We start from the raw sequence: 25,043 nt of genomic DNA, 5'->3' as shown, positions 1-25,043 counted from the left end.
TCGTCTCCGTTACACCTTTTCCACGTTGACCAGGAACGCCTTGAACTCCGGCGTTTGCGTATTGGCGTCGCCGACGAACGGCGTCAGCGTGTTGGCGATAAAGCCTTTCTTCGCCACCCCTTCGTAACCCCAGTGAATCGGGATGCCGATGGTGTCGACTTCCTGGCCGTGCACCTGCAGCGTGCGAATACGTTTGGTCACCACCGCCTTGGCCTTGATGTAGCCGCGGTTGGAGCTGACCTTCACGGTATCGCCCTGCTTGATGCCCTTCTTCTCCGCCAGCTTTTCGCCGATCTCCACGAACTGCTCCGGCTGCGCGATGGCGTTCAGCCGCGCGTGCTTGGTCCAGTAGTGGAAGTGCTCGGTCAGACGATAGGTGGTGCCGACGTACGGGAACTTGTCGGATTTGCCCATCGCCGCCAGATCGTCCTTGAACACGCGCGCCGCCGGGTTGGACACCACATTCGGGTGCAGCGGGTTGGTGCCGAGCGGCGTTTCGAACGGCTCGTAGTGTTCAGGGAACGGCCCTTCCGCCATCTTGTCGGTGGCGAACAGGCGGCCCATGCCTTCCGGTTGCATGATGAACGGCCCGACGTCGCTGCCCGGCGCGGCGGTGCTGTAGTCCGGGATATCGGCCCCGACCCACTTGGCGCCGTCCCACTCCAGCAGTTGGCGTTTCGGATCCCACGGTTTCCCCTGCGGATCCGCCGAGGCGCGGTTGTACAGAATGCGGCGGTTGAGCGGCCATGCCCAGGCCCAGCCCAGCGTATTGCCGAGGCCGGACGGATCGGCGTTGTCGCGCCGCGCCATCTGGTTGCCGGCCGGCGTCCAGCTGCCGGCGAAGATCCAGCAACCGCTGGCGGTGGTGCCGTCGTCGCGCAGCTGCGCGAACGAGCTGAGCAGCTCGCCTTTTTTCACCAGCACTTTGCCGTCGGCATCCAGCAGATCCGCCAGCGCCTTGCCGTTGTTCTCCTGCGCCACCTCTTCCGGCGCCGGGTTGTCCGGCGTCAGGTAGTCCCAGGTCATGTTCAGCACCTGTTCAGGCACCGCACCGCCGTCGCGCGCATACATCTCGCGCAGGCGGCTGAAGATGCCCGCCAGGATCTCACCGTCGTTCAGCGCTTCGCCCGGGGCGTCCGCGCCTTTCCAGTGCCACTGCAACCAGCGGCCGGAGTTGACGATCGAACCGTTCTCTTCGGCGAAGCAGGTGGACGGCAGGCGGAACACTTCGGTCTGGATCTGCGAAGGATCCACCTCGTTGAACTCGCCGTGGTTCTGCCAGAAGTTGGAAGTCTCGGTGTTCAACGGATCGATGGTCACCAGGAACTTCAGCTTGGACAGCGAAGCCACTACCTTGTTTTTGTTCGGGAACGACGCCACCGGGTTAAAGCCCTGGCAGAAGTAGCCGTTGACCTTGCCCTGCGCCATCATCTCGAAGTACTGCAGCACGTCGTAGCCCTTGTCCCACTTCGGCAACCAGTCAAAGCCCCAGCTGTTGTCCTTCTGCGCCTTGTCACCGTAGAAGGTCTTCATCATGCTGACGAAGAATTTCGGGTAGTTGCCCCAGTAGTTCACCTGGCCCGGCAGCAGCGCCTTCGGCGTGTTGGCCTTCAGGTAGGTGTCGAGATCGGTCTGTTTCTCCGACGGCAGCGTCATGTAGCCCGGCAGGCTCTGCGACAGCAGGCCGAGATCGGTCAGACCCTGGATGTTGGAGTGGCCGCGCAGCGCGTTGACGCCGCCGCCCGCCATGCCCATGTTGCCGAGCAGCAGCTGGATCATCGCCATGGTGCGGATGTTCTGCGCGCCGACCGAGTGCTGAGTCCAGCCCAGGGCGTACAGGAACGAAGCGGTCTTATCCGCGACGCAGGTTTCGGCGATGTATTCGCACACCTTGAGGAAATCGTCCTTCGGCGTGCCGCAGATGTTGGTCACCACGTCAGGCGTGTAGCGACTCACGTGCTGCTTCAGCAGGTTCCACACGCAGCGCGGATCCTGCAGCGTGACGTCGCGCTTGGCGAAGCCGTTCTCGTCGAACTGGTAGTTCCAGGTGGTTTTGTCGTACTTGCGGTTTTCCGCGTCGTAGCCGCTGAACAAGCCGTCTTCGAAGGCAAAGTCTTCCCGCACCAGCAGGCTGGCGTTGGTGTAGGCCTCGACGTACTCGCGATTAAACTTGTTGTTGGTCATCAGATACAGCAACACGCCCGACAGGAAAGCAATGTCGGTCCCGGAGCGGATCGGCGTGTAGAAGTCCGCCACCGATGCGGTTCGGGTAAAGCGCGGATCGATCACGATCAGCTTGGCATTGTTGTGTATTTTGGCTTCCATCGCCCAGCGGAACCCCACCGGATGCGCTTCCGCCGCATTACCGCCCATGACGATAATCAAATTCGCGTTCTTGATATCAACCCAGTGGTTGGTCATCGCACCGCGACCAAATGTTGGAGCAAGACTTGCTACCGTTGGTCCGTGTCAGACACGCGCCTGGTTGTCTACGGCAAGCATGCCGAGAGCGCGACTAAATTTTTGCGACAGAAAACCGGTTTCGTTGCTGGCGGCCGAGGCGCACAGCATGCCGGTGGTCAGCCAACGGTTGACGGTAACGCCCTGGTCGTTGGTTTTGATGAAGTTGGCATCGCGGTCTTCTTTCACCAGCTTGGCGATGCGGGTGAAGGCGTCGTCCCAGCTGATGCGTTGCCATTTGTCCGACCCCGGCGCCCGATATTCCGGGTACTTGAGGCGGCTTTCGCTGTGGATGAAGTCAACCAGGCCGGCGCCTTTCGGGCAAAGCGCGCCGCGGTTCACCGGGTGATCCGGATCCCCTTCGATATGGAAAATGCTTTCTTTGGCGTTCTTGGCGCCATCACCAAGGCTGTACATCAACAGCCCACAGCCGACGGAACAATACGTACAGGTATTACGGGTCTCACGGGCGCGCAGCAGTTTATACTGCCGGGTTTCCGCCAACGCCACTTCGGGGGCAAAGCCCAGCGCGGCCACCGTCGTTCCTGCCATACCGCCAGCGCAGATCTTAAAGAACTGCCTTCTGCTGACCTGCATGGGGGTCTCCTTTACTCTCGATTGTCACATTGTTCAAATGCGCCTGCCCCGCTAGCGCGGCAAACGCGAATGTCACTGTTGTTATGCTTGCTACGAACGCCGGCCATATTACCACAGCGTGCTTGTGGTTGTTACACACTCGTGCTCATTCAGTGAACGCATTGGCACATTTCGATACATTTCGACCTTGGCGCTCTCTACAGTATAGAGAGTAACCCACGTACCGGGGCGATGGCTTGACGCGGCCACCCGCCGCCCTCTCCTATCAGTATGTTAGCGCATCGATTTGTACATTAACCACACACTTCACAGGGCATTGATAATCATTTTCAATATCATTTAATTAACTATAATGATCCGACTGCTTACGCGGTGCTCGCCCTTTGCGCCGCCCATACACCACTGGAGATGATGATTATGAGTTATTCACTGCCATCCCTGCCGTACGCTTACGACGCACTGGAACCGCATTTCGACAAGCAGACGATGGAAATCCATCACACCAAACACCACCAGACCTATGTCAACAACGCCAACACCGTGCTGGAAGCCTACCCTGAGCTGGCCAAATACAGCGTTGAAGAGCTGATCCAGGATCTGGATAAAGTGCCTGCCGACAAACGCACCTTCATGCGCAACAACGCCGGCGGCCACGCCAACCACAGCTTCTTCTGGAAAAACCTGAAAACCGGCACCACGCTGGGCGGCGATCTGAAAGCGGCCATCGAGCGCGATTTCGGCAGCGTTGAGAAATTCCAGGAAGAGTTCGAGAAAGCCGCAGCCACCCGCTTCGGTTCCGGTTGGGCCTGGCTGGTGCTGAAAGACGGCAAGCTGGCCGTGGTGTCTACCGCCAACCAGGACAGCCCGCTGATGGGCGAAGCCGTCGCCGGCGCTTCCGGTTTCCCAATCATCGGCCTGGACGTGTGGGAACACGCTTACTACCTGAAATACCAGAACAAACGCCCTGACTACATCAAGGCGTTCTGGAACGTGGTCAACTGGGACGAAGCCGCCGCACGCTTCGCCGCGAAGAAGTAATTCGCCCCCGTTGATGAAGATGCCCGCCGCCGGCGGGTATTTTTTTGCCTGAAATCCGCTAAAGTTTGACCACTTCTTGCCGATGGTTTGTTCAATTGACGTTCGCCCGGAGAAGGAAAAACGCTATGGCGGCATTGCAAGCATTAGCAGGAAAGTTCACTCATCTCACCGTAGGTAAAAAGCTCGGCCTCGGCTTCGCGCTGTTGCTGCTGTTGGCGGTCGTCATCGCCGGCACCGGGGCGCAATACCTGCACATCATCGAATCCCGCGCCGATCGCATCGACTTCAGCAACCGGCTGAACGAGGAGATCAACCAGGCCAAATACAACCGCGCCATGTACGGCCAGACCTACCAGCCGGAGTATCTGCAGAACAATCGCGCCAATATCGATAACGCCGTCAAACTGATAGACCAGGGCCAGGCGTTGGACTGGGACGCCCAAAGCCGCAAGGATCTGCAGCGTCTGGTGACGCTGATTGGGGAATATCAGCAACAGCAAAAAATCTTTGAGCAGGCGGTCTCGGCGAAAGACGCGGTGCGCCAGAGCTGGAACATGTCGGAAGTGCAGGCCAGCCTGAGCCAGGTGGAGCGCCAGCTCACCAACGGCGATCTGCAGTTGGCCTTCATTCAACTGAACCAGAAGCTGACCCAGGTGCGCTACGGCGCGCGCGGTCTGCTGCTGAGCCTGAACAAGGAAACCGAAGCGCCGCTGATGGCGGCCATCGACGACGCGCGCGACGCGGCCAACGCCCTGAGCCGCCGGGTCAGCGACGTGCAGCGCCCGCAGCTGCAACCGCTGCTGGCCGCCCTGGACGATTACAAAAACCGCATCGCGGCCTATCTGCCGGCCTATGAGCACGAACAGCAGATCAGCCGGCAGCTCGGCGAACGCGCGCATGAGATCGGCACGCTGGTGAACGCCTTTATGCAGGACGAACTGGCGCAGACGCGCAGCAACATCAACCTGGCGCAGCTGCAGATGGGCATCACCACCCTGATCGCCATCATCGCCGGGATACTTATCGCCTGGCGCATCACGCTGCAGATCACCCGTCCGCTGCACAGCACGCTGGCGATGGCGGAACGCATCGCCAGCGGCGATCTGCGCCAGGCGCAGACCAGTACCCGCCGCGACGAGCTGGGACAACTGCTGAACGCGGTGGCGGCGATGAGCCAAAATCTGCGCACCATGATTGAGAAGATCCAGATGGGAGTCAGCCAGGTCTCCACCGCCTCCGCGGAAATCGCCGCCGGCAACACCGATCTCTCCTCCCGCACCGAACAGCAGGCGGCGGCGGTCGAAGAAACCGCGGCCAGCATGGAACAGCTGACCGCCACGGTGAAACAAAACGCCGACAATGCCCATCACGCCAATCAGCTGGCCACCGACGCTTCGCAGACCGCGCAACAGGGCGGCAAGCTGGTGGAGAACGTGGTCAGCACCATGCGCGATATCTCCAGCAGTTCGCAGCGTATCGCTGAAATTACCACCCTGATCAACGGTATTGCCTTCCAGACCAACATCCTGGCGCTCAACGCCGCGGTGGAAGCGGCGCGCGCCGGCGAACAGGGACGCGGCTTCTCGGTGGTCGCCAGCGAAGTGCGCAGCCTGGCGAGCCGCAGCGCCCAAGCGGCCAAGGAGATCGAAGGGCTGATCGCCGAGTCGGTCAGCCGGGTGAAAACCGGCACCGAACTGGTGGAAAGCACCGGCAACACCATGGAACAGATCGTCCGCTCGGTCACCCACGTGCGCGACATCATGGCTGAAATCGCCGCCGCCTCCGATGAGCAGACGCGCGGCATCGCCCAGATTGGCCAGGCGATCGTCGAGATGGATCACACCACCCAGCAGAACGCCGCGCTGGTGGAAGAGTCCGCCGCCGCCGCCGATTCGCTGGAAGAACAGGCCGACATGCTGCTGCAGAGCGTTTCGGTGTTCCGTTTGGCGGAGCAGACCGAACCCACCGCCGTGAAAACCGCCGCGCCGAAAGCGCCTGCCGTAAAAACCACGGCCGCCAACGCCGCAGCGGAGGAGAACTGGACCACCTTCTGACGCCACGCCCCCGCCCGAGGATTTTCGGGCGGGTTGTTATGTCCCCCTGACACAACTCACGCTATGCTGAGCCCTCGACGCGAGACACGGAGGCGCACATGCATCACCCAGACGTTTACATCGGCAATATTCAACCCTATGAAGGCGGGCGCCCCAGCGCCATCGCCAAACGCCAGGTGGATGGCGCCATCCGGCTCACGCCGCTCGGCCTGGAAGGCGACGAGCAAGCCGAGAAAAGCTACCACGGCGGGCCGGACCGCGCGCTGTGCCACTACCCGCGCGAGCATTATGCCCACTGGCGCGAACAGTTTCCGGCGCAGGCCGAGCAGTTTTGCGCCCCGGCCTTCGGCGAGAATATCTCCACCGAAGGACTGACCGAACACAATGTGTTTATGGGCGACATCTTCCGCTGGGGCGAAGCGCTGATCCAGGTCACCCAGCCGCGCTCGCCGTGCTTCAAGCTCAACTACCACTTCGCCATCGAGGATATTTCGGTGCTGATGCAGCAAAGCGGCCGCTGCGGCTGGCTGTATCGGGTGGTCTCGCCGGGTGCGGTCAGCGGCGATCGTCCGCTGGAGCTGGCGGCGCGCAACAGCGACGTGTCGGTGGCCGAAGCCATCGCCATCGCCTGGCACATGCCGTTCGACGCGGAACAATATCGCCGCCTGTTGGCGGTGGCCGGCCTCTCCGCCAGCTGGAGCAAGACCATGCTCACGCGGCTTGCCGAAGGGCGCCTCGAGGACTTCAACCGTCGCCTGCTCGGCCGTTGAAATCGCTGGCGGAAAAGATGAAAAACGTGCGCCGAATGCCGCGTTAACCCTCTTCTTCCGCCCATTACCCTAAATAATTGGAGTTGCATCACGGCGGCAAGAGCGGGAGTCCCCAGGAGCTTACTCAAGTAAGTGACTGGGGTGAGCGCTCGCAGTCAACACAGATGCAGCTTCAAGTATGACGGGTATATACTGTAGCCGCGTGTTTTTCAGCCAGGAGCCAGGTATATGACCACCCCGACCCATTCGATTCATCACGCCGCCGCCGAGGGCTATCAGGCCAACGCCGATCGCTATGTGAAAGGCCGGCCGGATTACCCGCCGGAAATCGCCGCCTGGCTGCGTGAGTCTATCGGCCTGCACGCCGGCATGACGGTCATCGATCTCGGCGCCGGTACCGGCAAGTTCACTCCGCGCCTGCTGGAAACCGGCGCGCAGGTGATCGCCGTCGAACCGGTGCCGCAAATGCTGGAAAAATTGTCGGCGGCGCTGCCGCAGGTGAAAACGCTGGCGGGCACCGCCGACGCGATCCCGCTACCGGACGAGTCGGTCGATGCCGTGGTGTGCGCCCAGTCCTTCCACTGGTTCGCCACGCCGCAGGCGCTGGCGGAAATCCAGCGTATTCTCAAGCCCGGCGGCAAACTCGGTCTGGTGTGGAACATGCGCGATGCGCGCGTCGGTTGGGTGCGTAAACTGAATCAGATCGTCGATAGCCACGAAGGCGATGCGCCGCGTTTCTATACCGGCGAATGGCGCAAATTCTTCCCGTTCAAAGGCTTTGAACCGCTGCAGGAGCAGGTGTTTATGCTGGGCCACCGCGGCGCGGTGGAGGACGTGATCTACAACCGGGTACGTTCAACCAGCTTTATCGCCGCACTGCCACAGGCGCAACAGGAGCAGGTTATCGATCGGTTGCGCCAGCTGGTGGCGGAAGAAGAGGAGTTGCAGGGCCAGGACACGGTCACCGTGCCCTATCAGACCAAGGCGTATTTCACCACCAAGGTCTGACGCCCGGGGGTTCAGAACGCTTTCTTGGCGTAACCGGTGACCGCTTTCAGGCCCATCTCGCGGCCCAGCGCGGTCATCGGGTGCACCACAATCAGCCCGCGCGCGCTTTTCTTCAGCGCGCCCATATCGGCTTGCTCTTTCTTGGTGATCTCGCGGCTGAACGGCAGCTTGCTCAGCTTCTGCGCTTCGGCGCTCAGCTTCTCGCCACGCACGTCTTTCAGGCGCTCGATCTCCGTCGCCAGTTTCTCTTTTTCTTTGGTGTGCTGCGCGATCAACTCAGGGTTGCCCTGTTGGATCACGGTGGCGTCTTTGTGGTTCAAGGCGTCCAGCAGGTCGCTCAGGCGCTTGATCTCTGCCTTTTCTTTCTCTTTCATGGTCTCTGGCCCGTTGTGCCCAAAATGGCACGCTAATCAATGATACCGGCATTGTAGCAAAAGGCGCGCGCCGTTACCCGTCCTGCGCAATACCGGGCGGCAGGCCGCTCATCTCGCAGGCCTTGGCGCCGAGCCGGGCCAACGCCTGGGTGTAGCGCGCGTTGAACGGGTAGCAGCAGGAGAGCCGCAGCGCGTTGCGGTAGCGCCCGCTGGGCGAATACAGGGTGCCCGGCGTCAAACAGATCTGCTCCTCCAACAGCTGATGGAACAGCGCCACGCTGTCCACGCCGGGAGGGAATTCGACCCAGAACACGAAGCCGCCCGCCGGCTGCGTGGCCAGCGTGCCGCGTGGGAAATGCCGGGCGATCAGCGCCCGCGCCTCGTCGACCTGCGCCGCATAGCGCTTGCGCAGGTTGCGCAAATGGTGATCGTAGCCTCCGCTCTCCAGGAAGGTCGCCAGCGTTTCCGACAGCAGCTGCGACTCGGACATCGACGACACCGCCTTCAGCTTGCGCAACGCCTCGTGAAAACGGCCGCCGCAGATCCAGCCGACGCGAAAATCCGGCGCCAGCGTTTTGGTGAAGCTGGAGCAAAACAGCACCCAGCCGTCGCGATCGAACGCCTTCACCGCCGGCGACAGCGCGCCGCCGAACTGGATCTCGGCATACAGCCCGTCTTCAATCAACGGCACCTGATGATCGTTCATCAGCCGCGCCAGCCGCTTTTTCGCCGCCAGCGGCATGGTACAGCCCAACGGGTTTTGCACCGTCGGCATGGCGATCACCGCGTTCAGCCGCTTCTCGTTCAATAGCAACTCGAGCGCGTCCAGCGACAGCCCCAGCTGCGGATCGGTGGGGATTTCCAGCGCTTTCAGCCCCAGGCTGGCCAGCAGCGGCAGCAGATAGAAATAGGTTGGCGACTCCAGCCCGACGCAGTCACCCGGTTTGGTGGTGACGCGCAGCGCCAGCTGCAGCGCCTCCATGCAGCCATGGGTCAGCACTACGTCGCCCGGCTCCAGCAACATGCCCAGCGTCATCGAGCGGCGGGCGATCTGCTGGCGCAGCCGTAGGCTGCCGGGCGGCAACGGATACTGCCCGATCAGATCCGGCTGGCGGCGCAGCTGAGAAGACAACATACGCCCCAGCTTGCCGCCGGGATAGAAGTCGCTGGTCTGCGGGCAGGCCAGCGCAATGTTAGTGAAGGCCGGATTCTGCTGGGCGGCGAATACCGTATCGATCAGCGCCAGCACGTCGTCCGCCGGCGGCTCGATGCGGCCGCTGGGCGCCGAGGCCATCTTCAGCGCCGGCAGCGTGCTGCGGACATAAAACCCCGACTGCGGTCGCGCTTCGATCAGCCCGCGATCCTCCAGCGTGCGGTAAGCCGACACCACGGTATTGATGCTGACGCGGTGCGTTTGCGCACAGCGCCGCACCGAAGGCAAGCGGTCACCGGGCAGCAGCGTGCCGCGTCGAATGGCCTCGGCCAACGTATCCGCCAGCTGCAGGTAGCGGGTATCCGGGGTTTCATCGAGCAAGGTCACAGTTTCTCTCCAAGTAATGGGTACAGTTTACATTTTGCACAACTGTAACCATGACAATATCCGATTTGTGGTTCTGTCACCATCCCATTGCAGCGATTATGCTGATCCTCTCGTTATCACCGTCATTTTCAAGGAACCTGCCATGCTGGACTCCGCCTTTGTCAGCTACGTCACCGTCATGTCGATCACCCCCGGCCCCAACAACCTGCTGCTGGCCTCGTCGGGCGTCAACTTCGGCCTGCGCCGCACCCTGCCGATGCTGTTTGGCATCTGTGTCGGTTGTGCGGTACAGCTGGCGATCATTATCCCGCTGCTGGCGCTGGCGTTGAGCTGGGCCGGCGTCATCCGCCTCCCGCTGGCGGTGATCGGCTGCGCCTATCTGCTGTGGCTGTCATGGAAGCTGTTTCAGGCGGCCTCGCCGGACGCCAAAGAGCAGGCGCAGCCGATGAGCCTGCTCAACGGTGCACTGTTTCAGGCGGTCAACCCCAAAGCCTGGCTGATGGTGATCAACGTGGCGATCCTGTTCACCCCGCGCGAAGGCGCCACCTTCGTCCATACGCTGTCGGTCATCGCCGGTTTCGCGCTGCTGAACCTGCCGTGCGTGCTGCTGTGGGCGGTGCTGGGCGACCGGTTGCGCAACGCGCTGCGAGTGACCTGGAAACTGCGCGCCTTCAACGGCGTGATGTCCGGACTGATGGCCGCCACCGCGCTGTGGCTGTTGTTCGACGAGTGGCGCGCGGCCTTTGCTTAGCCGCGGCCGAGAGGAGAGAGTCGGGAAGGTTGTTTGGCGCCGATGCCGGCGATCAGATCGGTAATGGACAGCACCATGGTGGAGCGCACCATCTGCTGATAGCGCTGGCGCTGCATGGCGATCAGCGCTTCATCCGCCTCGCCCGGCTGCAGGAAGGTCGGCACCGGCGGCAGCGCGGCCACGCAGTGCAGCTCGCCGAACGGCCCGAGAATTTCGTCATCGACGAAGCGGTATTCCGACCCGTCGTGGTTCAGCTCTTCGCGCATCGCCATCAGCAGCTCGGCATCTTCATATTCGTGGCGGGAAATCACCCCCAGGCCGTACATCAGCTTCAGGCGCACCGACAGCTCCCCCAGCGGGCCGCTGCCGGACAATAGCGGTTCGACGGCATATTTCACCGCGTAGTCATCCTTGCGGAATACCTGCACCACCAGCACGTTGAGCGCTTCCGCCAGCAGCTCTACCGCTGCGATCAGGAAGCTGCGCACCGTTTTGCCCGCGTTCAGCTTTTCCAGAACCTGGTTTTCAAATGCCTGTGCTTCTTCCATCGTCGCTTTTCGAAAGGCGTGGGGAGGGCCGTCGATGCCGAACTCGGGTTGCAGGAGCGCAGCAAGCTGCGCTCGGGTGTTCATCATCACGATTCTACTTGTGCATGGCGTTATACACAGCAACGGCCTCTTCTACAACCTCGCTTTCCGCCGGCAGGCCGGAAATTTGCGCCAGCGCGGCTTTCGGCCCGAGCGTGTTCAGCAGTTCCGCCAACTCCAGCGCCTGCGGATCCTGTTCGCTGCGGTAGCTCATGGCGGCGGCGATGCCCTGGATCAGGTTGGCATGCGGCAGGCCGTATTCCAACGTGCCCAGCAGCGGTTTGATCAGGCGATCGCCGGCGCTCAGTTTGCGCAGCGGCTGACGGCCCACGCGCTCGACGTCGTCGTGCAGATACGGGTTTTCGAAGCGGCCGAGGATTTTGTTGATGTAGGCGGCGTGCTTGTCGGCGTCGAAGCCGTAACGCTTGATCAGCACCGCGCCGCTCTCTTCCATCGCCCCTTTCACCACGCGGCGGATCGCCGGGTCGAGAATGGCGTCACGAATGGTTTGCAGCCCGGCCTGTTGGCCGAGGTAGGCGGTGATGGCGTGACCGGTGTTGAGGGTGAACAGCTTGCGCTCGACGAACGCCATCAGGTTATCGGTCAACTCCATACCGGCGATCGCCGGAGGCTGGCCTTTGAACTGGGTCTGATCGACGATCCATTCGCTGAAGGTTTCCACCGTCACTTCCAACGGGTCGTTGCTGTCCGTCGGCGGCACAATGCGATCGACCGCCGAATCGACGAAGCCGACATGCTGCTCAGCCCATGCCTGCTCATCCTGCGGCAGCGCGGCGAACACATGCTGTTTCAGCTGGCTGGTGCCGCGCACCATGTTCTCGCAGGCGATGATGTTCAGCGGTTGCACATTGCCCTGCTGATGACGCAGCACCAGCCCTTTGGCGATCGTGCCGGCGATTTTGGCGAGAATTTGCGGGCCAACGGCGGTGGTCACCAGATCCGCTTCGGCGATCAGCGCCACCGCCGCCTCACTGCCGCTGTTGACGGCGCTGACGTTGTTGACGCGCTCCACGCGTTCTTGCTCGCCCACCACGTGCACCGCGTAGCTTTTACGGCTGTTCAGCAGATCCAGCACCGTTTGATTGACGTCGGCGAAGGTCAGTTCAACCCCGGCGTCCGCCAGCAGCTTGCCGATAAAACCGCGGCCGATATTCCCTGCGCCAAAATGTAATGCTTTCATAACTCTACCTTCTTAATGTCGAAGGGTGCAGCACGCTGCACCCTTTAAAATGATTCTGTTATCCAGCTTTTTTGCCGCCGAGCAGGTCCAGCACTTCCTGGACGCTGGTGGTATTCGCCAGCCGCTCAATCACGCTCTCGTCATCCAGCGCGTTGGTCAGGCTGGTGATCACCTGAATATGCTCGTTGTTGCGCGCGGCGATGCCGATCACCAGCCGAGCCACTTCATCCTCTTCATCGCCGAAGCGCACGCCCTGCGGGTACTGGCAGAACACCACGCCGGTGCGCAGCACCCGGTCTTTGGCCTCGATGGTGCCGTGCGGCACGGCGATCGACTCGCCCAGGTAGGTGGAGGTGAGCTTTTCGCGCTCCAGCATCGCCGGCACGTACTCCGCCTCGACGTAGCCGCCTTTCACCAGCTGCTCGCCGGCGAAACGGATCGCCTGCTCTTTGTCGCTAGCCTGCAGGTTGAGGAACACATTGCTTTCGCTCAGCTTGAACAGGTTCGGTTCCCCGGCTTCGAAGCTGTCGTCCAGCGCGCCCAGCACCTTCTGCTGGTTGTCGGTGGTTTTGTTGACCGCTACCAAACGGTCGACCAGATCGCTGTACAGCTTGCTGTCGAGGAAGTTGGTCAGCGAGATGTGCTGGGCCTGCGGCGCGTGGCGCATCGCGCGCTCGGTCAGATCGCGGTGCGTGATGACCAGATCCACATCGTCCGGCAGGCTGTTGATGGCGCTGTTAGTCACCGAGATGTTCTTCAGCCCGGCGTCCGCCACTTTCTTGCGCAACACCCCGGCGCCCATGGCGCTGGAACCCATGCCCGCATCGCAGGCGACGATGATTTTGCGCACGGTGCTCAGATCGCCGTCGACCGACGCTGGCGCCGCTGCGCCGCCTTTGGACTGCGATTTCATCTCTTGCATGCGGCGGGTCGCGGCTTCCAGATCGTCATCCTCTTTCACTTTGGAGGTTTTCAGCAGGAAAGCGGACACCACGAAGGAGACGGCAAAGGCTGCGCACACCGCCGCAATGTTGGCGAAGTAGGCGCCTTTCGGCGTCATCGCCAGCACCGCCAGGATCGAACCCGGGGAAGCCGGAGAAACCAGGCCGCCGTTCAGCATCGTCAGGGTGAATACGCCGGTCATGCCGCCCAGGATCACCGCCAGCAGCAGACGTGGATTCATCAGCACGTAAGGGAAGTAGATTTCGTGGATGCCGCCCAGGAAGTGAATGATCGCCGCACCGCCGGCGGATTGCTTGGCGCTGCCACGGCCGAAGAACATGTAGGCCATCAGCACGCCCATGCCCGGGCCTGGGTTGGCTTCAATCAGGAAGAACACCGACTTGCCGGCTTCCGTGGCCTGCTGGATACCCAGCGGCGAGAAGATGCCGTGGTTGATGGCGTTGTTCAGGAACAGGATTTTCGCCGGTTCAACGAAGATGGACGCCAGTGGCAGCAGGTTGTTCTTCACCATCACGTGCACGCCCGCCGCCAGCAGCTTGGAGAGCACCTCCACCAGCGGCCCGATGCCCAGGAAGGCCAGGATCGCCAGCAGCATGCCGATGATGCCGGCGGAGAAGTTGTTCACCAGCATTTCAAAGCCGCTTTTGATCTTGCCGTCCACCCAGCGGTCGAAATGCTTGATAGCCCAGCCACCCAGCGGGCCGGCGATCATCGAGCCGAGGAACATCGGCATGTCGGCACCGACGATGACGCCCATGGTGGTGATGGCACCGACCACGCCGCCGCGATCGCCGCCCACCAGCCGCCCGCCGGTATAACCGATCAGCAGCGGCAGCAGGTAGGTGATCATCGGGCCGACCAGCTTGGCTAAGGTTTCATTCGGCAGCCAGCCGGTTGGAATGAATAGCGCGGTGATAATCCCCCAGGCGATAAAGGCGCCGATGTTGGGCATCACCATGTTGCTCAGGAAGCGGCCAAAGTTTTGCACTTTAACCTTGATGTCTGGTGAAAACATAAAACACACCCCTATTGTTACGCGCTGACAATAGAGCGCGTGATTATTGTTGTGACGATCCAGCCGTGTTGCCGCTGTATGCGAAACGGACTCTATCACGCTGTTTTTGTCACGCGAACTTCACGAATTTTTTGTGATACAAGTCACATACAACACCCCAACAAACCCTCATTTATAGTGATAAAGATCACACTTATGACGTGTAAAAAAAGCACAGTGAGAAAAAAGTCGCCACAAAACCCCCAATAAAGTGACTATGATCACATTTTTAAATTGGCGTTTTGTTTTTGAATTGTGACATTAGTCACAATTTATTTTTAGCTGCAGCGCCGATCGCAACGCTCTGTTTGATCTTCCCTGTGAGCACTCATCCCGCCGGGAACTAGCGAAGTGATGAATGAAAGAAAACTACATTGCCTAATGAATGGATTAATTGAAGTGTAGTACAGAAGCCTGCGCAATAAACCAGCAAGCTATTGGAAACGCTGAGGGGAAATAAAACAGGCCGGCAATGCCGGCCTGTTTCGCGCCTGGACGCGTTATTATTGCGTCACGCTTTGAATGGTCTTCTGCGCATTCATCAGGTTCTGCTGTTTGGCCACCAGATTCGACATCATGGTGTTGTACTGCGCCACCTGCTGCGCGGTACGGAACTGCACGCCGTTGTTGTTGAAGCTGACCTGATTTCCCTGGCTCTGCAGGAAATCGCCGACCTGCACCAGATCCTGCACAAAGCTGGCGGTGGTCGGGATCGCCGGCATCAAGGCGTTGGCCGGTGCGGTGACGATTTTGTCATAGGCCTGGTTGTACACCGCCTTCAGATCGTCAGGCTGTTTCAGCGCCGCGTGAGCAGTATCCGCCTGCGATTTGGCCGACTGGATCTGCTGGCCCAGCAGGTTCAACGCCCCGACCGATTGCTGCAGCGCGTCGCGTTTGTTCAGGTAGTCCTGCGCGGTGCGGATCTGGTTAATCTGATCCAGCGCCGGGGTCAGGCTGGCGCCGACCGACTTGGACAACTGCTGCGAAAAGCCGACCAAAATCGCGTAATCACCGGCATAGTTGCCGAACTTCTGCTTCTGGTCTTCGCTCAGCGTGGGGATGTTCGCCCCGCTGCGCATCACGGTATTCTGTAAGTAATCGATAAATGCTTTGCGCTGTTCCGGCTCTTTATCGCCGCAGGCGGTCAATTGCATGACCACCAACAATGCCAATACCGGTGCCAACCAACGCGCGAAACCTCTGCTCTGGATCCCTACCGCCATGTGACATAACTCCTGTTATAAACCTGCTTTTTCATTGGACTCCGCCCCTTTTTGCGCACTCCGTGCGCCTATAAGAATAGATCAACTGGCGGCGTTCCGATACGCGATTCCGTTTGCGGTGAACATTGTCTCGGCCGGAGGCGGTTGAACATCGTGCGCAAAACGCACTGAGGTTCATTGCCGTCGGCGACCGGACGCTTCAATTTCCCCAAGTCGCCCCCCAAGTCGCCCCCCAAGTCGCCAGGCGACCTTGCCTTCGCACCCAGGAAACGGAAATAAAAAAGGCGCCCGCAGGCGCCTTTTCACAGCACAGAGCCGTTTACTGCAGTACGGAGATATCCGCCACCTGCAGGAACAGTTCACGCAATTTGCTCAGCAGCGTCAGGCGGTTTACGCGCACTTCCGCATCGTCCGCCATTACCATCACGTTGTCGAAGAACGCATCCACCGGCTCACGCAGCGCGGCCAGTTCCACCAGCGCTTCCTGGTAGTTGCCCGCCGCGAAGTACGGCTGCAGCTTGTCGCGCAGCACCACCAGGTGAGTCGCCAGCTGGATCTCCGCCGCGTCCTTCAGCACCGAGGCGCGCACGCTGTCGTTCAGCGTTTCGGTAGACTTCGCCAGAATGTTGGAGACGCGTTTGTTGGCCGCAGCCAGCGCCGCCGCCTCGTCCAGCGTGCGGAAGTGGGATACCGCCTTGACGCGCGCGTCGAAGTCGGCCGGCTTGGTCGGACGGCGCGCCAACACCGCCTGAATGGTATCGACCGCGTGGCCTTCTTCCTGATACCAGGCGCGGAAGCGGCCCAGCATGAATTCCACCACCTCGTCGACTACCTTGGCATTGGTCAGCTTGCTGCCGTACAGGCGCACGGCCTCTTCGGTCAGTGTCTGCAGATCCAGCGGCAGGTTTTTCTCGACGATGATACGCAACACGCCCAGCGCGGCACGGCGCAGCGCAAACGGGTCTTTATCGCCCTTCGGATGCTGACCGATGCCGAAGATGCCGGCCAGGGTGTCCATCTTGTCGGCGATCGCCAGGGAACAGGCCACCAGCGACTGCGGCAGCGCATCGCCGGCGTAGCGCGGCTGATACTGCTCGTTCAGCGCAACGGCGACGTCTTCCGCCTCACCGTCGTGGCGCGCGTAGTGCATGCCCATCACGCCCTGGGTGTCGGTGAATTCGAACACCATGTTGGTCATCAGGTCGCACTTCGACAGCAGGCCCGCGCGGGTGGCGTGGTTGACGTCAGCGCCGATCTGGCCGGCAACCCAGCCCGCCAGCGCCTGAATGCGGTCGGTCTTGTCGCGCAGGGTGCCCAGCTGCTGTTGGAACAGCACGGTTTCCAGGCGCGGCAGGTTGTCTTCCAGACGCTTCTTGCGGTCGGTGTTGAAGAAGAACTCGGCGTCGGCCAGACGCGGACGCACCACCTTCTCGTTACCGGAGATGATCTGCTGCGGGTCTTTCGACTCGATGTTGGCTACGAAGATAAAGTTCGGCAGCAGTTTGCCCGCGGCGTCGTACACCGGGAAATACTTCTGGTCGCCCTTCATGGTGTACACCAGCGCTTCCGCCGGCACCGCCAGGAATTTCTCTTCGAATTTGGCGGTCAGCACCACCGGCCATTCCACCAGCGAAGCCACTTCTTCCAGCAGGCTTTCACTCAGATCGGCCTTGCCGCCAATCTTCTGCGCCGCCAGTTCGGCATCGCGCTTGATGAGGGCTTTACGCGCTTCGTAGTCGGCGACCACTTTGCCGCGCTCCAGCAGGATCTGCGGGTATTGGTCGGCATTGTCGAGGGTGAACTCGGCTTCGCCCATGAAGCGGTGGCCGCGCACGGTGCGCGCGGATTCGATGCCCAGCACGGTGCCTGGGATCAGATCGGCGCCCAGCAGCATCGTGACGGTGTGCACCGGACGCACGAACTGCACGTCGGAATCGCCCCAGCGCATCAGTTTCGGGATCGGCAGCTTGCCGAGCGCGGTGCTGACCATGCCGGCCAGCAGTTGTTGCGCCGACTGACCTTTGACGTGGGCGCGGTACATCAACCACTCGCCCTTGTCGGTCACCAGGCGTTCAGCCTGATCGACGGTGATGCCGCAGCCGCGCGCCCAGCCTTCGGCCGCTTTGCTCGGTTTACCTTCGGCGTCGAACGCCTGGGCGATCGCCGGGCCGCGTTTTTCAATTTCGCGATCGGCCTGTGCCGCGCTCAGGTTGGCCACTTTCAGCGCCAGGCGGCGCGGTGCGGCGAACCAGCTCACGTCACCGTGTTCCAGGCCGGCGTTGTCCAGCTCGGCGGTGAAGTTGGCGGCGAAAGATTCCGCCAGGGAACGAAGCGCCTTCGGCGGCAGCTCTTCCGTGCCGATTTCCACCAGGAAAGTCTGTTGAGTCATGGCTGCCTCTTAGTTCTCGTTCTTCTTGTTGCACATCGGGAAGCCCAGCGCTTCGCGGGAAGCGTAGTAGGCTTCGGCAACGGCTTTGGTCAGCGTGCGGATGCGCAGAATGTAGCGTTGACGCTCGGTCACCGAAATCGCCTTGCGCGCGTCCAGCAGGTTAAAGGTATGGCCCGCCTTCAGGATGCGTTCGTAGGCCGGCAGCGGCAGCGGTTTTTCCAGCGCCAGCAGCGATTGGGCTTCTTTCTCGTACTGCTCGAAGCAGGAGAACAGGAAGTCGACGTCGGCGTATTCGAAGTTGTAGGTGGATTGCTCCACTTCGTTCTGGTGGAACACGTCGCCGTAGGTGGTGACACCCAGCGGGCCGTTGCTCCACACCAGATCGTATACGCTGTCCACGCCCTGGATGTACATCGCCAGACGCTCCAGACCATAGGTGATCTCGCCGGTTACCGGCTTGCACTCCAGGCCGCCGACCTGCTGGAAGTAGGTGAACTGCGTCACTTCCATGCCGTTCAGCCACACTTCCCAACCCAGGCCCCAGGCGCCGAGCGTCGGGTTTTCCCAGTTGTCTTCCACGAAGCGAATGTCGTGGATGGTCGGATCCAGACCCAGCTCTTTCAGCGAGCCCAGGTAGAGTTCCTGAATGTTGTCCGGCGATGGCTTAATCACCACCTGGAACTGGTAGTAGTGCTGCAGACGGTTCGGGTTTTCGCCGTAGCGGCCGTCGGTCGGGCGACGGGATGGCTGCACATAGGCGGTCGCCATCGGCTCCGGCCCCAGTGCGCGCAGGCACGTCATCGGGTGTGAGGTTCCCGCGCCGACTTCCATGTCCAATGGTTGAACGATGGTGCAGCCCTGGCGCGCCCAATAATCCTGCAGTGTCAGGATCAGGCCCTGGAAGGTCTTGGTATCAAACTTTTGCATGTTGAATTCGCACGCGATACAAGTGGATTTAGATGGAATGCGCCAGTATACCCTTTGACCGTAAGATATACAGCCAGAATCCGGCAACAAGTGCGAATCGGGGTGAGAAGCGCTGGATTTTCACGCGGCGGGCACCGAGGGAAGGACAACGCGCCGGCCGGTCGCCTCGCCGTTCAGAAAGACACACCCGGCAAAAACATTAGAGTATCTAAACAAAAATATCACTCACCGCCGTTTAAATAGTCAATTAGCTGAACGCTATTTCTCCCCTCGCCGGTCAAATTCAGGCTGATTTCCGTGCGTGTATCTTTATATTTGCCACGAGATAAAGTTGCGACAATGTTATTTTTGTTAATTTTATCAACTAAAAAACTCCCCTCATCGAGAGATAATGTGATCAAGTGCCAGATTATTTCTTATTATCGTGAACAATAAGGCGATATCACGCGGCGTGCCGACGGTCGGGGCATGGGAGGAACGGCCAGGGATGAAAGACGGCGCTAACGGGCCACAGAAACAAATTGACAGTTAATCTTTGGTTATACAATAATAAATAAAATTTTCCCTGGTGTTGGCCAAGTGGCTACCTGATCCTTTCATAGGATCAGTTTTTTTTTGTATTTCCGCCAACGTCATTGCGGCCCGCATAATTCCCCCCAGGCCGCCTTCCTCATAAATCCCTTATCAGACCTTATGACTATCCTGCGCCCTTGAGCGCGCCGATGGCCAATTCAAAAACGTGCGCTGACGCCGACGTTATACATAAACTGCTCGCCGCTGCTCAGCCCGCCGGTTTGCGAAACGGTGGCGAAGGCCGATACCCTGTCCGTCAACGGCATGTTGGCCCCCAGCGTGACATCCACCCAGTTTTTGTCCTGGCCCGCACTGTCGCGGGTAAACGAGGTTTGCGTCGATTTCAGGCCGCCGCCGGCGCGGTAGACGTCATCGCCGAACTGATGCTGATAACTCACTTCCGCATAGGGGTTAAACACGCCGAATTGCGTATCCAGCCGCCAGCCCAACGCGCCGATCTGCGAGTGATAGGTTTGATCGTTGAAGCGCATGGCGGTGCTGTCATCGCCATCTTCGCTGTAGCCGGAAACGCGGCTGTAGTCCCAGGCGAACTGCGCCACCGGCCCGGTGGTCAGGTAAGAGGCGATCGGGAAGTCATAGCCGGCGGTCACGCGCGCGCCCCACTGCTTGCCGGTGGTCGACCCGGTTTCGGTACGCGTCAGCGGCCCCAGCCGCATGCTGCGGCGGATGTCGTCATAATCCATCCTCGCATAGTGCAGATCGGCGTTGACCCAACCGTGCTCGAACAGCGCCAGCGAACTGAAGGCTGACAGCAGCAGCCCACGCGCCTTGTAATCAAAACGGCTGGAAGGATGCTGATCGTCGTTGGAACCGGCGATCAACGCACCGATCAACCAGCTGTCGGTCAGTTGATAGTCCACGCCGACGGTCAGGTTGTGGGTGGTGGCGTTGCCGTCCCCCGCCGCCCGATTATCGGCATAGTCGTAGTGCTGGCCGGCGTAGCCGCCGAACACGCCCAGCGAGCCCTGCGGGTTGTCGCCGTTGCGCAGCTGCTGGAAACGGCTGTCGAGCGTGGCGCGGCTGTCACGCGCCATCGCCGCCGTCGCCTGATTCAGCGCCACCACCTGCGCCGGGCCATCCAACACCGCCTGAATATAATCCGTAATCAGCAGGTGCGCCTGCGGGCTGGGGTGGAAATGGTCGGAGAACAGATAGGACTGGCCAGCGTCGAAGCCGGGCATGTCGGAACGGCAAACCGCCGAGGAAACGCCCGCCGGGCAAGCCATGCCGGCCGTGTTGGCGAAGCCGAACTGCGCCGGATTGGCGATCGCTTCGGCGAACAGCTTGTTGACGTCCACCCGCACGATATTGCCGCCCCCCTGCGCCAGCAGACGGTCTTCACTTTGATTATAGAAATCGGTCAGCTGAGCGGCCTGCGCGCTCAGGCTGTCATACGCCGCGATAAGCTGCGCGGCGATCGCCTGCTGCACCTGAGGAATGGCACTGCCCTGCTTCGCCGCGGCGGCCAACGCCGCGTGGATCGCCTGCGTGCGCGAAGCGTTGTCCGGGGTAGCCACCGAATTAAGCGTGGCATAGGCCGCCTGGATCGCCGCCCCCTGTACCGGCGGCAGCGCCTGCTGAATGATCAGTTCCATCAGCTGCGGCGTGGAGCCGATGTTCGGCACCGTCGGCACGATCACCGTGCCGGCACCGGCGTTCAGCAGCGAATGCACCTGCGCGGCGGCGGCCGCGGCACTGTTATAGGCCACGCCGGGCGCGGTAGCGGCATTCAGCGCCGCCGCCGCCAAATCGTTACCGCCGATCCAGTGAATATACAAACCGTCGCCATCGGCCTGGCCGTTAACCCGATTCAGGTAGCGCTGCACCTGATCCTGGGTGTTGTCGACCGGGTTCAGGCCCGGCACCGCCACGGCGCCGCCGGCGGCGTAGTTTTCACCGCCGTTGTCCGAGGCCACCAGCGCCGCGCCGATGCGTTGCGCCAACGCTTCGTCGTACAGCAGGTGCTGACTGCCGTCATAGGTGAACCGGCCGTTGTTGCCGGTATCGCTCAGGCTATCGCCAAAGACGTACAGTTGATCGTACGCCTGAGCCGGAAGGGTCATACTGCAAAGCAACGCCACTGCAAGCGCCGCCGGGCGGGGCATGCACGTTATTTTTAGAGGCATGAATCGACTCCTGAGAGCCTGCAAATGAAGGCAATGTCGTTTTTATCGTTGGCCGGTTTTCCACCGGCCATGTAGTAACTATTGTCGGCTTTTTCACCACGTCAAGCGGGCTGATGACAAAACAATCAGAGGCTTGCCAAGTTCGGCGCTTCGAGCGATGATTACTGTTCATAAACACAGCATAAGGACAGTCAGGATGGCAGACGAACGTTGCGGTTGGGTGACGGCCGATCCGTTGTATCTCGAGTATCACGACAAGGAATGGGGCGCGCCCACCACCGACGCGCGCGAGCTGTTTGAAATGCTGTGCCTGGAGGGGCAGCAGGCCGGCCTTTCCTGGATCACCGTCCTGAAAAAGCGCGAGAATTACCGGCGTGCTTTCCATGGTTTCGATCCGCAGCGGGTCGCCGCCATGACCGAGCAGGACGTGGAAAACCTGCTGCAGGACAGCGGCATCATCCGCCACCGCGGCAAGATAGAAGCCATCATCACCAACGCCAAAGCCTATCTGGCGATGGAGGCGTCCGGCGAGAATTTCGTTACCTTCATCTGGGACTTCGTCGGCGGCCGGCCGCAGCTCAACCGCTGGCAGGCGCTGAGCCAGGTGCCGGCTAAAACCGAGCAGTCCGACGCCATGTCCAAAGCGTTGAAAAAGCGCGGCTTCAAGTTTATCGGCTCCACGATCTGTTACGCCTTCATGCAGGCCAGCGGGCTGGTGAACGATCATCTCACGGGGTGCATGTGCTACCCAAAGCCACGGTGATCCGCCCCTGTGGCCCAGAGGATATCGAACGGCTGATGGCGCTGTGGCTGCCCAGCACCATCGCCGCCCATCCGTTCGTGGCGGAAAAATACTGGCATGAGAGCGCCGCACTGGTGCGGGAAAACTACCTGCCGCGCGCGCAAAGCTGGGCCTGCTGGCATAACGACGAGATCGTCGGCTTTATCAGCGTGCTGGACGAGCAGTTCATCGGCGCGCTGTTCGTCGATCGGGCGTATCACGGCCGCGGCGTCGCCCAGGCGCTGATGACGCACGTGCAGCAGCGCTACCGCCGGCTCAGCCTGGAGGTGTATCAGCAGAACCTGCGAGCCTGCGCGTTCTACCACAAGCACGGTTTTCAGGTGACGCAACGCCTGTTTAACGACGAAACCCAAGCCTATACGCTGATCATGAACTGGCCGGCAATCGAGAATTCAACCGGTTACGGTTAAAAAAGGCGCATTCGCGCCCTGGCGGCGCGCAATTAGGAATCCGCTGCATGGCGCCGCCCGGCGTTTTATCGCATAACTCCCCCAGCACTTACCCGCGCTCATCATTTGTCACGTTTTTCTCCGGAACTGCCGGCGAGCCAACGCGTCATAGTAGCGCGGTGATGCGAGCCCCACCTGCGTCGCCTACTTTTTGCGCCCCCGTGTTGGGCCGGCGCGTACAGAATTGATGCCATTAAGGACAAGAACATGAAAAAACGCATTGCAATTATTGCCGGCGCAGTGAGCGTCGCGCTCACGCTGTCGGCCTGTACCACCAACCCTTACACCGGCGAATCCGAAGTCGGTAAATCCGGCATCGGCGCGGGCCTCGGTGCCGCACTGGGCGCCGGCGTCGGCGTGCTGTCCTCTTCCAAGAAAGATCGCGGCAAGGGCGCGCTGATCGGCGCAGCGGCCGGTGCAGCCCTCGGCGGCGGCGCAGGCTATTACATGGACGTGCAGGAAGCCAAACTGCGCGACAAGATGAAAGGTACCGGCGTCAGCGTCACCCGCCAGGGCGACAACATCGTGCTGAACATGCCGAATAATGTGACCTTCGACAGCAGCAGCGCCACGCTCAAACCGGCGGGCGCCAACACCCTGACCGGCGTCGCCATGGTGCTGAAAGAGTATCCGAAAACCGCGGTCAACGTGGTCGGCTACACCGACAGCACCGGCTCCCGCTCGCTCAACATGAACCTGTCGCAGCAGCGCGCCGACGGCGTAGCCAGCGCGCTGATCACCCAGGGCGTGGCGGCGAACCGTATCCGCACCACCGGTGCCGGCCCGGACAACCCGATCGCCTCCAACAGCACCGCGGAAGGCAAGGCGCAAAACCGCCGCGTCGAGATCACCCTCAGCCCGCTGCAGTAATCCCGTGCGGGGCGCCACCGGTGCCCCGCCGCTTCCTCCCGACTTTCTCCTTATCCTTCAATATTCCCGCTCGCACATCGGGTATGGTAGTCTCCTTGGCAATTAACCGCAGGAGGGATCGGCTGTGAGCACAGGCAAGGCAACGCGCACCTCAGGACGCGCCACCATCAGCGATGTGGCCAGCATCGCCAAAACCGGCAAGACCAGCGTGTCGCGCTATCTGAATGGTGAACAGCACCTGCTTTCCGACGATCTCAAACAGCGCATCGAACAGGCTATCCAGCAGCTCGACTACCGGCCAAGCCAGATGGCGCGCAGCCTGAAGGGCGGCCAGACCCGCCTGATCGGCCTGATCCTCGCCGATATCACCAACCCCTATTCGGTGGACGTGATGCGCGGCATCGAGGCCGCCTGCCGTCAACACGGTTTTACCCTGCTGGTGTGTAACACCAACAACGAAGTCAATCAGGAACAGCACTACCTGCAGCTGCTCAGCAGTTACCGGGTAGAAGGCATCGTGGTCAACGCGGTCGGCATGCGCGAGGAAGCATTATCCACGCTGCAACAGTCGATGCTGCCCATGGTGCTGATCGATCGAAAAATCCCCGACTTCGCCTGCGACGTGGTGGGCCTGAACAACCGCGAAGCCGCCACCGTCGCCACCGAACACCTGCTGCAACAAGGTTTCGAAGCGATCCTGTTCCTCAGCGAGCCGCTCGGTACGGTTAATACCCGTCTCGAACGCCTGCACGCTTTCAGACATACCATGGCGCAGCACCCCGCGCTGTTGGCGGAGCAGGCCGAAACGCCGCTCAACGATCGGCAGAAGCTGGAGCAGGTGCTGAGCGATTTCAGCGGCCGCCATCGCGGCATGCGCAAAGCGGTGATCTCCGCCAACGGCGCCCTGACGCTGCAGGTGGCGCGCGCCATGCGTCGGCTCGGCATCCAGTGGGGCAACGACATCGGCCTGCTGGGCTTTGACGAGCTGGAGTGGGCGGAGCTGGCGGGCGTCGGCATCACCACGCTGAAACAACCTACCTACCAAATGGGGCACGCGGCGCTGGAGCGGCTGGTGCAGCGCATTCAGGGCCTGGCCACCCCCAGCGGCGAGCAGATGTTCTCCGGCGAGCTGATCGTCCGCGGCTCCACCACCCGCTAATCCACCTTCTCCGGGGCCGTTGACCGCCCCGCCTCTATCTGCATCGGCTGTTTTTTGCTCAGCTTCGTGATTGCGATCATATTTTTACACTCTGTCGCTTTTCGCTG

Annotated in this window: 20 protein-coding genes; 9 read left to right on the top strand and 11 right to left on the bottom strand. The window is 61.0% G+C overall.

The features are described from left to right. Window positions 1-9: 9 nt before the first annotated feature. Complete coding sequence (gene fdnG / locus BVU99_RS22350; protein WP_144334737.1) at window positions 10-3,057, bottom strand: formate dehydrogenase-N subunit alpha; 3,048 nt, start codon at window positions 3,055-3,057, stop codon at window positions 10-12. A gap of 417 nt (window positions 3,058-3,474) precedes the next feature. On the opposite strand from fdnG, the gene sodA reads away from it, so the two are divergent. The 4 genes from sodA to BVU99_RS22325 all read left to right on the top strand — a co-directional run bounded on the left by sodA (window position 3,475) and on the right by BVU99_RS22325 (window position 7,927). Then, window positions 3,475-4,095, top strand: coding sequence for a superoxide dismutase [Mn] (gene sodA / locus BVU99_RS22340; protein ID WP_004934003.1), 621 nt, complete (start codon window positions 3,475-3,477; stop codon window positions 4,093-4,095). Between the two features lie 125 nt (window positions 4,096-4,220). Then, window positions 4,221-6,149: a methyl-accepting chemotaxis protein gene (locus tag BVU99_RS22335; protein WP_099816909.1), complete on the top strand. Its 1,929-nt coding sequence runs from the start codon at window positions 4,221-4,223 to the stop codon at window positions 6,147-6,149. 98 nt (window positions 6,150-6,247) lie between these two features. Then, entirely contained in the window at window positions 6,248-6,919 is a 672-nt protein-coding gene (gene yiiM / locus BVU99_RS22330; RefSeq protein WP_025304787.1) for a 6-hydroxyaminopurine reductase, read from the top strand. 228 nt (window positions 6,920-7,147) lie between these two features. Beyond that, window positions 7,148-7,927 (top strand): class I SAM-dependent methyltransferase, encoded by a 780-nt coding sequence (locus BVU99_RS22325; RefSeq protein WP_043140768.1) that lies wholly within the window; start codon window positions 7,148-7,150, stop codon window positions 7,925-7,927. Window positions 7,928-7,938: 11 nt separating this feature from the next. Here the strand turns inward: BVU99_RS22325 and BVU99_RS22320 are convergent, their stop codons facing one another. Then, the gene (locus tag BVU99_RS22320; RefSeq protein WP_025304785.1) at window positions 7,939-8,301 is read right to left on the bottom strand and encodes a YibL family ribosome-associated protein; all 363 of its coding nucleotides are present in this window, start codon (window positions 8,299-8,301) and stop codon (window positions 7,939-7,941) included. Window positions 8,302-8,374: 73 nt separating this feature from the next. Further along, window positions 8,375-9,841, bottom strand: a complete 1,467-nt coding sequence (locus tag BVU99_RS22315) for a PLP-dependent aminotransferase family protein (RefSeq protein WP_025304784.1) — start codon at window positions 9,839-9,841, stop codon at window positions 8,375-8,377. 142 nt (window positions 9,842-9,983) lie between these two features. Here BVU99_RS22315 and BVU99_RS22310 point away from each other — a divergent pair, with 142 nt between their 5' ends. Beyond that, window positions 9,984-10,592 carry a LysE family translocator gene (locus BVU99_RS22310; protein WP_025304783.1) on the top strand — a complete coding sequence of 203 codons (609 nt, stop codon included), beginning with the start codon at window positions 9,984-9,986 and terminating at the stop codon, window positions 10,590-10,592. Here the strand turns inward: BVU99_RS22310 and BVU99_RS22305 are convergent. The 8 genes from BVU99_RS22305 to BVU99_RS22275 all read right to left on the bottom strand — a co-directional run bounded on the left by BVU99_RS22305 (window position 10,589) and on the right by BVU99_RS22275 (window position 21,656). Continuing rightward, window positions 10,589-11,140 (bottom strand): MltR family transcriptional regulator, encoded by a 552-nt coding sequence (locus BVU99_RS22305; protein ID WP_016929575.1) that lies wholly within the window; start codon window positions 11,138-11,140, stop codon window positions 10,589-10,591. The genes BVU99_RS22310 and BVU99_RS22305 overlap by 4 nt on opposite strands. A 94-nt stretch (window positions 11,141-11,234) precedes the next feature. Then, a complete protein-coding gene (locus BVU99_RS22300; protein WP_049295024.1) occupies window positions 11,235-12,380 on the bottom strand; it encodes a mannitol-1-phosphate 5-dehydrogenase in 1,146 nt (381 codons plus the stop codon). Window positions 12,381-12,438: 58 nt separating this feature from the next. After that, window positions 12,439-14,358: a PTS mannitol transporter subunit IICBA gene (locus BVU99_RS22295; protein ID WP_025304781.1), complete on the bottom strand. Its 1,920-nt coding sequence runs from the start codon at window positions 14,356-14,358 to the stop codon at window positions 12,439-12,441. A gap of 542 nt (window positions 14,359-14,900) precedes the next feature. Next, the gene (locus BVU99_RS22290) at window positions 14,901-15,620 is read right to left on the bottom strand and encodes a DUF3053 domain-containing protein (RefSeq protein ID WP_025304780.1); all 720 of its coding nucleotides are present in this window, start codon (window positions 15,618-15,620) and stop codon (window positions 14,901-14,903) included. A 319-nt stretch (window positions 15,621-15,939) separates the two neighbouring features. After that, complete coding sequence (gene glyS / locus BVU99_RS22285) at window positions 15,940-18,009, bottom strand: glycine--tRNA ligase subunit beta (protein WP_049207117.1); 2,070 nt, start codon at window positions 18,007-18,009, stop codon at window positions 15,940-15,942. A gap of 9 nt (window positions 18,010-18,018) precedes the next feature. Next, window positions 18,019-18,936, bottom strand: coding sequence for a glycine--tRNA ligase subunit alpha (gene glyQ, locus BVU99_RS22280; protein WP_043140757.1), 918 nt, complete (start codon window positions 18,934-18,936; stop codon window positions 18,019-18,021). A 221-nt stretch (window positions 18,937-19,157) separates the two neighbouring features. Beyond that, the gene (locus BVU99_RS25195) at window positions 19,158-19,337 is read right to left on the bottom strand and encodes a hypothetical protein (RefSeq protein ID WP_127146956.1); all 180 of its coding nucleotides are present in this window, start codon (window positions 19,335-19,337) and stop codon (window positions 19,158-19,160) included. Window positions 19,338-19,667: 330 nt separating this feature from the next. After that, a complete protein-coding gene (locus tag BVU99_RS22275; protein ID WP_099816908.1) occupies window positions 19,668-21,656 on the bottom strand; it encodes an autotransporter domain-containing protein in 1,989 nt (662 codons plus the stop codon). A gap of 196 nt (window positions 21,657-21,852) precedes the next feature. Between BVU99_RS22275 and BVU99_RS22270 the strand changes: the two genes are divergently transcribed. The 4 genes from BVU99_RS22270 to BVU99_RS22255 all read left to right on the top strand — a co-directional run bounded on the left by BVU99_RS22270 (window position 21,853) and on the right by BVU99_RS22255 (window position 24,936). After that, window positions 21,853-22,419, top strand: a complete 567-nt coding sequence (locus BVU99_RS22270; RefSeq protein ID WP_025304776.1) for a DNA-3-methyladenine glycosylase I — start codon at window positions 21,853-21,855, stop codon at window positions 22,417-22,419. Then, on the top strand, window positions 22,416-22,868 hold the full coding sequence (locus BVU99_RS22265) for an N-acetyltransferase (protein WP_043140746.1): 453 nt from the start codon (window positions 22,416-22,418) through the stop codon (window positions 22,866-22,868). The genes BVU99_RS22270 and BVU99_RS22265 overlap by 4 nt, the downstream gene beginning before the upstream one ends. 246 nt (window positions 22,869-23,114) lie before the next feature. Further along, window positions 23,115-23,777 (top strand): OmpA family lipoprotein, encoded by a 663-nt coding sequence (locus tag BVU99_RS22260; RefSeq protein WP_016929583.1) that lies wholly within the window; start codon window positions 23,115-23,117, stop codon window positions 23,775-23,777. Window positions 23,778-23,901: 124 nt separating this feature from the next. Beyond that, window positions 23,902-24,936, top strand: a complete 1,035-nt coding sequence (locus BVU99_RS22255; protein ID WP_025304774.1) for a LacI family DNA-binding transcriptional regulator — start codon at window positions 23,902-23,904, stop codon at window positions 24,934-24,936. Window positions 24,937-25,043 lie beyond the last annotated feature (107 nt).

The sequence above is a fragment of the Serratia sp. OLAL2 genome (assembly GCF_002752475.1).
GTDB classification, from domain to species: Bacteria; Pseudomonadota; Gammaproteobacteria; order Enterobacterales; family Enterobacteriaceae; genus Serratia; species Serratia bockelmannii.
This window is presented reverse-complemented; position numbering and strand designations above follow the sequence as displayed.